This is a genomic window from Streptomyces sp. NBC_01716 (assembly GCF_036248275.1).
GTDB lineage: Bacteria > Actinomycetota > Actinomycetes > Streptomycetales > Streptomycetaceae > Streptomyces.
In genome coordinates this window covers 7731527-7745525 of sequence record NZ_CP109181.1, presented here as the reverse complement: position 1 = coordinate 7745525, position 13999 = coordinate 7731527, and the positions used below count along the sequence as shown (strand labels likewise).

General features: G+C 71.0%; 10 protein-coding genes and 1 pseudogene. 2 read left to right on the top strand and 9 right to left on the bottom strand.

Annotated elements, in window-relative coordinates; translation table 11 throughout:
* Nucleotides 1-32 precede the first annotated feature (32 nt).
* Nucleotides 33-4958 (bottom strand): annotated as a pseudogene (locus OIE74_RS34660) (type I polyketide synthase); the annotation flags it as partial.
* A gap of 318 nt (nt 4959-5276) precedes the next feature.
* The gene (locus OIE74_RS34655; protein ID WP_329390838.1) at nt 5277-5546 is read right to left on the bottom strand and encodes an acyl-CoA carboxylase epsilon subunit; all 270 of its coding nucleotides are present in this window, start codon (nt 5544-5546) and stop codon (nt 5277-5279) included.
* A gap of 320 nt (nt 5547-5866) precedes the next feature.
* On the opposite strand from OIE74_RS34655, the gene OIE74_RS34650 reads away from it, so the two are divergent.
* The gene (locus tag OIE74_RS34650; protein ID WP_329390836.1) at nt 5867-6637 is read left to right on the top strand and encodes a thioesterase II family protein; all 771 of its coding nucleotides are present in this window, start codon (nt 5867-5869) and stop codon (nt 6635-6637) included.
* 159 nt (nt 6638-6796) lie between these two features.
* Nucleotides 6797-7513, top strand: a complete 717-nt coding sequence (locus tag OIE74_RS34645) for a lysophospholipid acyltransferase family protein (RefSeq protein WP_329390834.1) — start codon at nt 6797-6799, stop codon at nt 7511-7513.
* A gap of 69 nt (nt 7514-7582) precedes the next feature.
* Here the strand turns inward: OIE74_RS34645 and OIE74_RS34640 are convergent, their stop codons facing one another.
* From OIE74_RS34640 to OIE74_RS34610, 7 genes are all read right to left on the bottom strand, one after another.
* Nucleotides 7583-9196: an alpha/beta hydrolase gene (locus OIE74_RS34640; protein WP_329390832.1), complete on the bottom strand. Its 1614-nt coding sequence runs from the start codon at nt 9194-9196 to the stop codon at nt 7583-7585.
* 146 nt (nt 9197-9342) lie between these two features.
* Nucleotides 9343-10113 (bottom strand): urease accessory protein UreD, encoded by a 771-nt coding sequence (locus OIE74_RS34635; protein WP_329390830.1) that lies wholly within the window; start codon nt 10111-10113, stop codon nt 9343-9345.
* A complete protein-coding gene (ureG, locus tag OIE74_RS34630; protein WP_443076313.1) occupies nt 10110-10805 on the bottom strand; it encodes an urease accessory protein UreG in 696 nt (231 codons plus the stop codon). The genes OIE74_RS34635 and ureG overlap by 4 nt, the downstream gene beginning before the upstream one ends.
* A 64-nt stretch (nt 10806-10869) precedes the next feature.
* The gene (locus tag OIE74_RS34625; protein ID WP_329390827.1) at nt 10870-11544 is read right to left on the bottom strand and encodes an urease accessory protein UreF; all 675 of its coding nucleotides are present in this window, start codon (nt 11542-11544) and stop codon (nt 10870-10872) included.
* A complete protein-coding gene (locus OIE74_RS34620; RefSeq protein WP_329390825.1) occupies nt 11544-13265 on the bottom strand; it encodes an urease subunit alpha in 1722 nt (573 codons plus the stop codon). The genes OIE74_RS34625 and OIE74_RS34620 overlap by 1 nt, the downstream gene beginning before the upstream one ends.
* Nucleotides 13258-13569, bottom strand: a complete 312-nt coding sequence (locus OIE74_RS34615; RefSeq protein ID WP_329390823.1) for an urease subunit beta — start codon at nt 13567-13569, stop codon at nt 13258-13260. The genes OIE74_RS34620 and OIE74_RS34615 overlap by 8 nt, the downstream gene beginning before the upstream one ends.
* 16 nt (nt 13570-13585) lie before the next feature.
* Nucleotides 13586-13888: an urease subunit gamma gene (locus OIE74_RS34610; RefSeq protein ID WP_329390821.1), complete on the bottom strand. Its 303-nt coding sequence runs from the start codon at nt 13886-13888 to the stop codon at nt 13586-13588.
* Between the last annotated feature and the right edge of the window lie 111 nt (nt 13889-13999).

Genomic DNA, 13999 nt, shown 5'->3' with positions numbered 1-13999 from the left:
TGAAAGTTCACACAGCAGAGAGGCGGGAGCCGTCAGGACAGTCCCAGTTCCTTGTTCAGCACCGCGAACAACTCGTCATCGGATTCGGCCACCAGGCCGCCGACGGGCTCGTCCGCCACCCCGCTCCGGGCGTCGCGCGCCCGCCGTGACATGGCTTCGAGCCGGGCCGTCACCTTGGCGTGGGCCTCGCCGTCGTCCGACGCCAGCTCGGTCAGAACGCCTTCGAGCCGGTTCAGTTCGGCCAGCAGCGTCGCCGCCCGGTCGGCCTCCGCCGGCCGCAGCCCTTCGTGCACGAGCTCGGCGATCGCCAGCGGGGTCGGGTGGTCGAAGGCCAGGGTCGGGGGCAGGGACAGCCCCGTCTCGGTGTTGAGCGCGTTGCGCAGTTCGACAGCGCCCAGCGAGGTGAGGCCGAGTTCGTTGAACGCGCGGTCCGGCGGCACCTCGTCGCCGCCGCCGTGTCCGAGCACCTGGGCGACATGGCCCCGGACCAGGTCCAGGAGGAACTTCTCCCGTTCCGGTACGGACATCCCGGACAGCCGCTCCCACGACGCCCGGCCGACCGGCGCGCGACGGTTCTGGACCCGTACGAGTCCGCCGAAGATCGCGGGCAGCGCCCCCGTCTCGGCGTGGGACCGCATCAGCGCCAGGTCGAACCTGACCGGCAGGGACATCGCCGGCCGTCCCGGCAGGGTCGCCGCGTCCAGCAGCGCCAGCCCCTCCTCGGGGGTCAGCGGCGGCATTCCCGTACGCCGCAGACGCGCCAGCTCGGCGTCGTCCAGGCGGTCGGCCATGCCCCCGACCTCGATCCAGGGTCCCCAGCCGAGGGTCACCGCGGGCAGCCCCTTGGTGGCCCGGTGCCGGGCGAGGGCGTCCAACCAGGCGTTCGCGGCGGCGTAGTTGGCCTGTCCGGCGCCGCCGAGCGTGCCGGCGACGGACGAGAAGATCACGAACGAGGAGAGGTCGTGGTCCTGGGTGAGTTCGTGCAGATACCAGGCGGCGTCGACCTTCGGCCGCATGACCGTGTCCAGCCGTTCGGGCGTCAGCGCCCCGATGAGCCCGTCGTCCAGCACACCGGCGGAGTGGACCACACCCGTCAGGGGCCGTTCGGCCAGCAGGGCGGCCAGGGCGTCCCGGTCGGTCACGTCACAGGTGACGACCTCCACCTCGGCGCCCGATCCGGTCAGTTCAGCGACCAGTTCGGCCGCACCGGGCGTGTCCATGCCCCGCCGGCTGGTGAGCAGCAGGCTCTTGGCGCCGTGCTGGGCGGCCAAGTGCCGGGCGGCCAGGGCGCCGAGGCCGTTGAGACCACCGGTGATCAGGATCGTGCCGTGCGCGCCCCACGAGGGGACGCGCTCCTCGACCGCGGGGACGCGGGCGAGCCTCGGTACCCGGATCTCGCCGTCGCGCACGGCGATCTCGGGTTCGGCGAGGCGCAGCACCTCGTCGGGCAGTTCGGTGCCGGCGTCGGTGTCGGCGTCCAGATCCACGAGGACGAAGCGGCCCGGGTGCTCGGACTCCGCCGCGCGTACCAGGCCCCACACCGAGGCGTGCCCGAGGTCGCTGCCGTCGGTGGCGCCACGCGTGACGACCACGAGCCTGGAGTCCGCGGCCTGTTCGTCGTCGAGCCACCGCTGGAGGACGGGGAGCACCTGATGGGTGATCGCCCGGAAGCCTTCCGGCGCGGACTCCTCGACCGGCGGGCACTCGTAGACCACATGAGCGCCGGCCTCGGACGCGGCGGGTGCCGGGGCGGTGACCCACTCGACGTGGAAGAGCGATTCACGGCCGCCGGTGTGTGCCCGTACCTCGTCAGTGGAGATCGCGCGTGTCTCGACCGACTCCACCGACAGGACGGGAAGACCCTGCGCATCGACGCGTACAGAAGCTCCGCGCCACACATGGGCGAGTGTCGGCTCGCCGGCCGGGTGGCGGCCGTCGGTGTGGAGCCCGGCGGCGCGTGAGGCGGCTTCGAGCACCGTGGCGTACGTCTCGTCGTCACGCGTCCAGGAGGACCCGTCGGCCCCATCGGCCAAGGCCAGTACGCCGGTGGCGTGCTTCACCCAGGCGGCCTGGTCGCCACGGCGCGAGTACACGCCGAGGGACCCGGCCTCGTCGACCATGACGCGCAGCGTCCTGTCGTCCTCGGTGCCGGCCATGACGAGCGGTGCGTCCAGGGTCAGTTCTTCGACACGGCCGCGGTCCGTCTGCTCGGCGACCGCCAGGGCCAGCTCCAGGAACACCTCGCCGGGCACCACGACGGCGCCGAAGACGTCGTGGTCGGCGAGCCAGGGGTGGGTGTCGAGGGACAGACGCCCGGTGAACACCACACCGCCCGTGTCGGGCAGGACAATCGCCGAGGTCAGCAACGGGTGGTCGACCGCGTCCGCACCGGCGGCCGTGTTCGACTGCTCGACGAGCCAGAAGCGCTTGCGCTGAAAGGGATACGTCGGCAGATCCACCCGGCGGGCGCCTCGGCCGTCGAAGACCGTGTCCCAGTCGACAGGAACACCGGCCGCGAACAACCGGCCCACACCCGCGAACAGGCTCTCGACCTCGGGACGGTCACGACGCAACGTCGCCGCGAGCGTGCCCTCCGCAGTCTGTCCCGCCATCGCGGTGAGTACGCCGTCGGGCCCGATCTCCAGGAACCGCGTCACACCCTGGTCCTGCAACTCACGGACATCGTCGGCGAACCGCACCGCGCCGCGCACATGCGCGACCCAGTAATCGGCCGACGCCACATCCCGTACCAGCCGGATCACCGGCTCGGAGTACGTGACACTCTCCGCGACCTTACGGAAATCGTCCAGCATCGGGTCCATCAAAGGCGAGTGGAAGGCATGCGACACCGTCAGCCGGCTCCGCTTGCGGTCGGTGAAGTACTCGGCAACCGCCGTGACTTCGTCCTCCACACCGGAGACGACGACCGAGTTGGGTCCGTTGACAGCGGCGATTCCCACACCGTCGGTAAGGAAAGGGATTACCTCTTCTTCGGTGGCCTGGATGGCGACCATCGCCCCGCCGGCCGGAAGCGCCTGCATCAGCTGTCCGCGTGCGGAGATCAGCCGGCCCGCGTCCTCAAGCGAGAACACCCCCGCCACATGCGCGGCGGCAAGCTCACCGATCGAGTGCCCGACCAGGAAGTCGGGCTTGACACCCCACGACTCCACCAGCCGGAACAACGCCACTTCCAGCGCGAAGATCGCCGGCTGAGTGAACTCCGTACGCCCCAGAGCCTCTTCATCCGCCCACATGACCTCACGCACCGCGGGGTCAAGAACAGCGCACGCCTCATCGAAGGCCGCCGCAAACACCGGGAACGTCTCATACAACTCACGCCCCATACCCAGACGCTGACTCCCCTGCCCCGTGAACAGGAACGCCACCTTGCCCTCGGTGACCGAGCCGATCACGGTCTCGGAGCCCACCAGCACCGCACGGTGCTCATGGAGCACACGCCCCGTCATGGCCGAGTACGCCATGTCGAGGGGGTTCGCGTCCGTCATCCGCGCCTTGAACCGCTCGATCTGCGTGTCCAGCGCGGTCGGCGTCTTCGCCGACACGACCACGGGCGCCGCGGGCAACTCCCGCCGCTCGACCGGCTCTTCCTCGACCGGGACGGCTTCCTCGACGATCACGTGCGCGTTCGTTCCGCTGATCCCGAACGACGACACACCCGCGCGGCGCGGACGGCCCTCGCTCGGCCAGTCCCGCGCCTCCGTCAGCAGCTGGACGTCGCCGGTCTCCCAGTCGACCTGCCGTGTCGGTTCGTCCGCGTGCAGCGTCCGGGGCAGCTTTCCGTGGTGCATCGCCTGGACCATCTTGATGATGCCCGCCACACCGGCCGCGGCCTGCGTGTGACCCATGTTCGACTTGATCGACCCCAGCCAGAGCGGCCGGCCCTCCGGGCGGCCCTGCCCGTACGTCTCCAGCAGCGCCTGCGCCTCGATCGGGTCACCCAAGGTGGTCCCGGTACCGTGCGCCTCGACCGCGTCCACATCCGCCGCCGACAGACCCGCGTTCGCCAACGCCTGCTTGATCACCCGCCGTTGCGCGGGGCCGTTGGGGGCCGTCAGACCGTTGCTCGCACCGTCCTGGTTCAGCGCACTGCCCCGCACCACCGCGAGCACCGGATGCCCGAGACGACGCGCGTCCGACAGCCGCTCCAGTACGAGAACCCCGACGCCTTCCGCGCAGCCCATGCCATTCGCGGCGGCGCTGAACGACTTGCAGCGGCCGTCCGTGGCCAGGCCGCGCTGCTCGCTGAAGTAGATGAACATCTCGGGGGTGGACATCACGGTCACACCGCCGGCGAGGGCGAGCGAGGTCTCACCGGAGCGCAGCGACTGGATCGCCAGGTGGAGGGCGACGAGCGACGACGAGCACGCCGTGTCCATGGTCACCGCGGGGCCGACGAGGCCCAGCGTGTAGGACACCCGGCCGGAGACGATGCTGCCTCCGTTGCTGCCGCCGGAGTAGTCGTGGTACATCACCCCGGCGTACACACCGGTCGCGCTGCCCTTGAGCGAGTCGGGGGCGATCCCGGCGCGCTCCAGCGCCTCCCACGACGTCTCAAGCAGCAGCCGCTGCTGCGGGTCGGTGACGGCCGCCTCACGCGGGCTGATGCCGAAGAACTCGGCGTCGAAGTCCGGGGCGTCGTAAAGGAATCCGCCCATACGGGAGGCGGTCTTCCCGGGTTTGCCGAGTTCGGGGTCGTAGATGTTCTCCACGCCCCAGCCCCGGTCCTCCGGGAATTCGGAGACCGCGTCGACACCGTCGTCGACGAGCCGCCACAGATCCTCGGGCGAGTTCACTCCACCCGGGTAGCGACAGGCCATCGAGACAATGGCGATCGGTTCCTGGTCACGCTGCTCAAGCTCTGCGACGCGTCTGCGGGCTGTGCGCAGGTCCGTGGTCGCGCGCTTGAGGTAGTCAAGAAGCTTCTCCTGGTTGCTCACCAAAGCCACCCCGGGTCGAAAGGGCGTCGACACTCACGACGCGCGCTTGCCGGGAACGTTACGCAGGGTGAAAAGACCCCCCAACCCCTGATCGCCCCTAACGTGCCCCACCCCTTGGGCCGGCCCGGCCATCGGCTTCCCACTCTGCCGTCCGGGCAGGCGAAAGACCCGCGAACAGCCGCGCGCCGACGGCGCCGGGCCCTTCGGCCCGGCGTCGGCGCGCTGATCGCGGGAGGAGTTGATCTGTCACACGCGGTACGGGGGCGGCTGCGCGCGGCAGTTGGCGCCGGCGCGCGAGGCCCCGGCGCCCGTGGCGGCTCAGTGCCGCCATTCCCTCTCACGGCCGGCCGTCCAGGCGCCCGGCGCCGTGTAACGGACCTCGCCCCAGCGGGACTTGCGCCGCTGCCTGGCGGCGGAGGACGCGACGGCCTGCTCGCGTGTACCGGTCAGGGCGGACAGCACCGCGAGCAACGCGGCGAGTTCCATCTCCCCGGGTGCGCCTCTGACGACGCGCACAAGCTGCTCGGCCGACGTCAGGGCGACGGGTTCGTGTACTCGCGTGCCGGCCACATGGTTGGGCTGCATCATTTCCCTCCGGTGCTCCGAGAACAGCTGTATCCGTGCTTTCTCCCGTTCGCCGGAGACGGCATTTCCACGGCGATGCGGGTACCGTCGTACGCCTGGCGCGCGACGGCGGGCACCAGGGGCGGGCCAACTGTCGGCTACCGTCACTTTCATTGAAGGGTCCTGCCGCACCGCCCTTCCAGCGGATCGACCCCCTAATTCCCCCACCCCTACCCCTAAGTCGATAGGGGCCGGCAGGGGTCGCCACACGCCCGCGCGCACATGAACGCTGAACTCAGCCTGAGGCAGAGGCTTCAGTCGGACCGATCCGAGGAACTTGATTGATGGCCGCCATATCAAGCAACAACGCGTCGAACTGGATCCGGGAGTTTCATCCGGCCGACCGGACGTCCCCCCGGATGATCTGCTTCCCCCACGCGGGCGGTGCGGCGAGCTACTACTTCCCTGTCTCCCGGGCGCTCTCCGGGCAGGTCGAGGTCCTCGCCGTCCAGTACCCCGGGCGTCAGGACCGGTACGCGGAACCGGCCATCGGCAATGTGGAGAACCTCGCCGCCGCGATCTTCCGTGAACTCCCGCTGGAGGATCTGGACCGGACCTGGCTCTTCGGCCACAGCATGGGGGCCGCCGTCGCCTTCGAGGTGGCCCGGCTGATGGAACGGGAGCTGGACCGGTCGCCTCTCGGGATCATCCTGTCCGGCCGGCGCGCGCCGTCCCGGTACCGTGACGAGACCCTGCACCGCCAGGGCGACGCGGCGATCATCGCCAACGTCCAGGCGCTCAGCGGCACCGACGCGACCGTCTTCGACGATCCCGACACGCACCGTCTGATCATGCCCGCCCTGCGCGCCGACTACCGCGCCATCGAGACCTACCGGCCGGCCGGCACCCCGCAGGTCGCCTGCCCGGTCCATGTCTTCGTGGGCGACGCCGACCCGTTGAGCACGCTGGACGAGGCGGGCAGCTGGCGCGACCACACCACGGGCGAGTTCACGATGCGCGTCTTCCAGGGCGACCACTTCTATCTGACGGCGCGCCCCGCCGAGGTCATCTCCGCGATCTCGCAGCTGATCGTGCCCGCCCCGCCCCGCGCCTGATCGCACCGCCGCTGCCGTCGGGGGCGGTGGGCCGGAACCGGACCGGAAGCGGATCCGAACCGGATACGACCACCGCCCACGGATCGACTCAACTCTCGCCTGTGTGCTGTGATCAGGCGGACACCGACGCAGCCGGTCCGGCAGAGTGGGAGAAACGCCGTGTTCTACTACGTACTGAAGTACGTGCTGTTGGGCCCCCTGCTGCGACTGCTCTTCCGGCCGCGGATCGAAGGGCTCGAACACATACCGGCGGACGGCGCCGCGATCCTCGCGGGCAACCATCTCTCCTTCTCCGACCACTTCCTGATGCCCGCGATCATCCGGCGGCGGATCACGTTTCTCGCGAAGGCCGAGTACTTCACCGGGCCCGGCATCAAGGGCCGCCTCACCGCCGGCTTCTTCCGCGGTGTCGGCCAGATCCCGGTCGACCGGTCGGGCAAGGAAGCCGGCCAGGCGGCGATCCGGGAAGGGCTCGGGGTGCTCGGCAAGGGCGAGTTGCTGGGGATCTACCCGGAGGGCACACGCTCGCACGACGGGCGGCTCTACAAGGGCAAGGTCGGTGTCGCGGTGATGGCCATCAGGGCGCAGGTCCCGGTGGTGCCGTGCGCGATGGTGGGTACGTTCGAGATCCAGCCGCCCGGCCAGAAGATCCCCAGCATCAAGCGGGTCACGATCCGCTTCGGTGAGCCGCTGGACTTCTCGCGCTACGCGGGCCTGGAGAACCAGAAGGCCGCGGTCCGCGCCGTGACCGACGAGATCATGTACGCGATCCTCGGGCTGTCCGGGCAGGAGTACGTGGACCGGTACGCCGCCGACGTGAAGGCCGAGGAGGCCCAGCGGGCACCGGGAAAGAAGTTCCCGCGCCTGCGCCGCTGATCGCCGCGCGCCCGGTGACGCGAGAGGGGGCGACGGCCGCCTTCGGCCGTCGCCCCCCTGACTAGCCCGTCACGGCTTGGGCGTGGCGTGCGGTGCGCACGTCACGTCGCGGCTGTCGAGCTTGCCGCTGAGCAGATACGACTCGACCCGGTCGTTCAGGCACGGGTTCGCCAGATTGGTGATGCCGTGCGAACCGGCGTCCCGCTCGGTGATCAGGCGTGAGCCCTTGAACCGTTTGTGCAGTTCGACCGCGCCCCCGTACGGGGTGGCGGCGTCGCGCGTGGACTGCGCGATCAGTACGGGCGGCAGCCCCCGGCCCGTGCGGACCTCGACCGGTGTCTGCTGCTCCACGCCCCAGGTGGCGCAGGGCAGGTTCATCCAGGCGTTGGCCCAGGTGAGGAACGGGTGGTCGCGGTGGAGCCGGGTGTTGTCCCGGTCCCAGGTGCGCCAGTCGGTGGGCCACTTGGCGTCGGCGCACTCGACGGCGGTGTAGACGGCGTTGCTGTTCTCCGCGCGCGCGTTGCCCACCGTGTCCGACAGGTCGGGCGCGACGGCGTCGACGAGCGCCTGGGTGTCTCCGGCCAGGTACTTGCTCCAGATGTCGGCGACCGGCACCCAGCTGGAGTCGTAGTACGGGGCGCTCTGGAAGAGGCCGATGAGTTCGGCCGGTCCCACGATGCCGCCGATCGGCTCCTTCTTCGCGGTGGCGCGAAGCTTCTCCCACTGCTTCTCGACCTTCGCGACGGTGTCGCCGATGTGGAACGCCGCGTCGTTCTCGGCGACCCACTTCTTCCAGTCGTCGAAGCGCATCTCGAAGGCGACGTCCTGGTCCAGGTTGGCCTGGTACCAGATCTTCGCCTTTGACGGGTTCACCACGCTGTCCAGCACCATGCGCCGTACATGGGACGGGAAGAGCGTGCCGTACACGGCGCCCAGGTAGGTGCCGTACGAGACGCCCACGTAGTTGAGCTTCCTGTCGCCAAGCGCGGCCCGCAGGACGTCCAGGTCACGCGCGGTGTTGGGCGTCGTCATGTGCGGCAGCATCCAGCCGCTGCGCTCCTTGCAGCCGTCCGCGTACTCGGCCGCGAGCTTGCGCTGGGCGCGCTTGTCGGCCTCGCTGTCGGGGACGGGGTCGGCCTTGGGAGCCTTGACGAACTCCTGCGGGTCGACGCACGAGATGGGCGTCGAGCGCCCGACCCCGCGCGGGTCGAAGCCGACGAAGTCGTACGCCTTCGCGGCATCCGCCCAGATGGCGTTCTTGGTCACGACGCGGCGCGGGAACGCCATGCCGGAACCGCCGGGGCCACCGGGGTTGTAGACGAGCGAGCCCTGACGCTCGCTCGCCGTGCCGGTGTTGCCGATCCGGTCGACGGCTATCCTGATCTGCTTGCCGTTCGGGCGGGCGTAGTCGAGCGGGACGCTCACGTAGCCGCACTGGATCGGCTTCTCCAGGGACCATTCGGCCGGGCAGTCCGCCCAGTCGATCCCCTTCTTCGCCGCGCGTGCGGCGGCCACCTCGGCACCGGCCGCCTGGGCGCTGCGTGCCTTCTGTTCCTTGCTCTGCGCGGCCCTGCCACTGTCGGCACGGCCGTCGGCGCTCGCCGATGAGGCGGCGAGCGTGGTCGCTATGAGCGTGCCCGCGAGCAGAGTGCCGGCCGAGCCGAGCACCGCTGTGCGTCTCAAGTGGTACCTCCCCCTGTGTGACGCGCCGCACGCCGCGACGCTGTTCGTAGGGTTACCGAAGGGGATCCTTTCGTCTGTGAGGCAGTTGAGAACAGGCCAAACCGGCAATTCTTTGCCGAACCGATAGCCGGTGCCCCCAGTTCCGCTCAGCGGTACAGCTCCGCCAGTGCCTCGTCCAGGACCTGGCGCAGGACCCGGGCGTCCGGGGCGAGCGCGGTCACGAGCGCTCCGGGACCGGCGAGCGGGGTGAGTACGGCGGTGTCGCCGAGCAGTCGCGGGGCCACCGGCTTCTCCTCGAACTCCGGTCTCACCAGCAGGAGTTGGCCGACGGCCCGGTGGCCGCCGATGACCGCTCCGCCGTCCCAGCCGCCGGGTGCGCCGGGGCCGAGCGCGAGGTGCTGGTCCAGCAGCGGGCGGCCGGCGCGGTGCACGGTGAGCCGGGTGGTGACGGTGCCGGGCGCCTCGCCGTGCCGGCCGAGGATCAGTTCCTCGCGCAGTACCAGCCGGGCGGTGGGGGCGAGTTCGGCGCGTGTGTGTGTCCGCAGGTCGCTGCCGGTGACCGAGATGAGCTGTTCGGGCAGCCAGTGCAATACGGCGCTCTCGCCGACGGTGAGTTGTATGCCGTAGCCCGCGTGGTCGGCGGGCCCGTCGCCGGTGCGGTGGCCGGGCAGCGCGATCATGGCGGCCGCCGCGTCGACGGTGAGCGCGGCCCCGTCCGTTACGACCGCTTCGAGGGCGAGCCGGTCGCCGCCGAGCGGTGCGCTCATCGCGCCGACGACGGTGACGCGGGCGTGCGTGGCGACGGCCGCGCGCGTACGGCGCAGCGCGAGCGGTCCGTCGCTCTCCAGCACCGGCAGGGCCGTTCCCCCGCGGCCGTCGGGCGCGGCGGTGATCCGGGCGGTGGCCTGGACGCTCATGCGGTCCAGGCGGCGAAGCGCGCGCGTACCCACTCGGCAACCGGTGCCACCCCGTCCGGGCCGGTGAGCGAGGTGAACAGGACGGGGAGTTCGCCCCGTTGCTCCTTGGCGTCGGACGCCATGCGCCCGAGGTCGGAGCCGACGTACGGTGCGAGATCGGTCTTGTTGATCACCAGCAGGTCGGAGGTGGTGACGCCGGGGCCGCCCTTGCGCGGGATGTCGTCGCCGCCGGCGACGTCGATGACGAAGATCTGCGCGTCGACGAGCCCCTTGGAGAAGGTGGCGGTGAGATTGTCACCGCCGGACTCGACCAGGATCAGATCGAGCGGTCCGACGGAGTCCTCCAGGTCCTCGACGGCTTCGAGGTTGGCGGAGATGTCGTCGCGGATCGCGGTGTGCGGGCAGGCGCCGGTCTCGACGGCCTGGATGCGCTCGGCCGGCAGCACGGCGTTGCGCAGCAGGAACGCCGCGTCCTCCCGGGTGTAGATGTCGTTGGTGACGACGGCGATGGACATCCGGTCGCGCAGCGCGCGGCAGAGGGCCGCGACGGTCGCGGTCTTGCCGGAGCCGACGGGCCCGCCGAGGCCGATACGCAGGGCGCGCCGGGAGCCGTCGGCGCGCACCGCCCCCGCTCCGTGGCTGTGCGGGTCCCGATACGGGTCGGTGTACGGGTCGGCGTGGTCGAGGTGCACGGTGCGGCTCCTTCGTGGTCCTGCGGCGGGGCACGGTGGCGTGTGCCGGTGGGGTGGTCGGGCGTTACGAAGCGAAGAGACGCACCGGCCAGGCCGCGTGCGCCTCGGCGGTGATGTCGAGCAGCGGCGCGGAGGCTGCGGGCAGGGCGCCGGGCCCCTTCCGTACGGCGCGGTGCGCGGTGGCCACGGCGCGCCGCGCGGTCTCGTCGATGTCGGGTGCCAGCCGGGCCAGGACGGCGGTCGCGTCGAAGGGGTCCAGGCTCAGCAGCCGTACGGCGGCGGTGGCGGGGCCGCTGACCGTCTCGTACAGGACGCAGTGCGCGGCGTCCTCGGGTCCGAGGCCGGCCGACCGCGCGGCGAGCCCGAGAACAACCGGCTGGTGGGCGCCGCGCGGGCGGGCGGCCGCGAGGGCGTCGAGCTCCGGTCCCGGCCAGGTGGCGCGGGCGGCACGCATCAGCTGGCGGCCGAGCTTGCGGGCGGTGGCGCGCAGGGCGGGCGAGGGGGTGCGGGCGTCGGCGGCCTCGTCCAGGACGAGAGGGTCGACGCCGAGTACGGCCGCTGCCGCGAGCGCGGCGGAGGTGAGTCCGGTGGTGTGCAGCCGGCCCCGGCAGAAGGCCGCCAGGTCGCGGGCGTCGGTGAGCCGCCCCGCGCGGACGGCCGCCTCGGCGCCGCCCGAGTGGGCGTGGCCACCGGCCGGAAACCGTCCGTCGGCGAGGACGAGCAGCGCGGCGCGGCTCATCAGAAGAGGAAGTAGCGCTGGGCCATGGGCAGTTCGGCGGCGGGCGCGGGTTCGACCACATCGCCGTCGATCGTCACCGTGAAGGTGTCGGGGTCGACCCGGACATCGGGCAGGGCGTCGTTCTGCCGCATGTCGGCCTTGCCGACGGAGCGGGTGTTCTCGATCGGCACGAACCGCTTGCCGAGACCGAGCCGTTCGGGAAGCGCGTCCTCGATCGCCGCCTGTGCGACGAAGTTGACGGAGTTGGACGCGGGGGCGGTGCCTGTCGCGCCGAACATGGGCCGGGGCAGGACGGGGCCCGGGGTGGGGATGGACGCGTTGGCGTCGCCCATCTGCGCGTATGCGATCTGCCCGCCCTTGATGACGAGTTGGGGCTTCACGCCGAAGAACGCGGGGTCCCACAGGACGAGGTCGGCGAGCTTCCCGGTCTCGACGGAGCCGATCTCGTGGCCGAGCCCCTGGGCGAGCGCCGGGTTGACGGTGTACTTGGCGACGTACCGGCGGACCCGCTGGTTGTCGGCCCGGCCGTCGCCGGGCAGCGCGCCCCGGCGCTTCTTCATGACGTGCGCGGTCTGCCAGGTCCGCAGGATCACCTCGCCGATCCGGCCCATGGCCTGCGAGTCGGAGGAGATGATCGAGATCGCCCCGAGGTCGTGCAGGATGTCCTCGGCCGCGATGGTGGTGGGCCTGATCCGCGACTCGGCGAAGGCGAGGTCCTCGGGGACCGCCGGGTTGAGATGGTGGCAGACCATCAGCATGTCGAGGTGTTCGTCGATGGTGTTGACGGTGTGCGGGCGCGTCGGGTTGGTCGAGCTGGGCAGCACGTACGGCTCCGACACCACCGTGATGATGTCCGGCGCGTGGCCGCCGCCGGCGCCCTCGGAGTGGTACGCGTGCAGGGTCCGCCCGGCGACGGCGGCGAGGGTGTCGGCGACGAATCCGGCCTCGTTGAGCGTGTCGGTGTGGATGGCGAGCTGGACGCCGGTCTCCTCGCAGACACCGAGGCAGGCGTCGATGACGGCCGGGGTCGCGCCCCAGTCCTCGTGGATCTTGAACCCGAGTGCACCGCCGCGCAGTTGGGATCGCATGGCGTCGCGGGACATCGTGTTGCCCTTGCCGAGCAGTCCGATGTTGACGGGGTACGACTCCAGGGCGGCGAACATCCGCGCCAGGTGCCAGGGTCCCGGGGTGACGGTGGTGGCCTTCGTCCCCTCGGCGGGTCCGGTGCCGCCGCCGACGAGGGTGGTGATGCCGGAGGACAGCGCCTGGTCGATGAGGGTCGGTGAGATGAAGTGGACGTGGGCGTCGACGGCTCCGGCGGTGAGGATCTTGCCGTTGCCCGCGATGATCTCGGTCTCGGGTCCGATGACGAGGTCCGGGTGGACCGCGTCCATGGTGTCCGGGTTGCCGGCCTTGCCGATGCCGGTGATCCTGCCGTCCCGGATGCCGACGTCCGCTTTGACGACGCCCCAGTGGTCGATGATCACGGCGCCGGTGATCACGGTGTCCGGCGCGCCTTCGGCCCGTGTCGTACGCGACTGGCCCATCGACTCGCGGATCACCTTGCCGCCGCCGAACACGGCCTCGTCGCCCGCGAGTCCGGGGCCGCCCGAGCGGTCCTCCTCGATCTCGACGAGGAGATCGGTGTCGGCGAGCCGGATCCGGTCGCCGGTGGTGGGGCCGAAGAGGTCGGCGTAGACGGCTCTGCTCAGCTCAGGCATCGAGGGGTCCTCCTGCCTCGCCACGGAGGCCCGGTACGACACGCAGTCCGGCGATCGGGACGAGTTCGACGTCGACGGGGATGCCGGGTTCGAACCGTACGGACGTACCCGCGGCCACGTTCAGGCGCAGGCCGCGCGCCGCCGCGCGGTCGAACCGCAGACCGGGGTTGGCCTCGGCGAAGTGGTAGTGGGAGCCGACCTGGACGGGCCGGTCGGCTGCGTTGAGCACGGTGAGGCGGGTGACGGGGCGGCCCTCGTTGAGGGGCACGGTGCCGTCTGCGTACAGGATCTCGCCGGGAATCATCGGCCGCGCTCCTCCGTCAGACGATCGGGTCGTGGACGGTGACGAGCTTCGTGCCGTCCGGGAAGGTGGCCTCCACCTGGACGTCGTGGAGCATCTCGGGGATGCCCTCCATGACGTCGTCGCGGGTGAGCACCTTGCGTCCGGACGCCATGAGTTCGGCGACGGTACGGCCGTCCCTGGCGCCTTCGAGCAGGTGCGAGGTGATCAGGGCGACCGCCTCCGGATGGTTGAGACGCAGCCCGCGCGCAAGCCGCTTGGCGGCCACGTCGGCGGCCACATGGATGAGCAGCCGTTCCTGCTCGTGCGGGGTCAACTGCACGTTTCCACCTCACTGTCGCGGCCCGGTCCGGCGTGGAGCCTGGTGTCCGCCCGCACCGATTCAACACTCTGTTGAACACGAACAGGGGCCGCACAGCCGGACATCGCACGG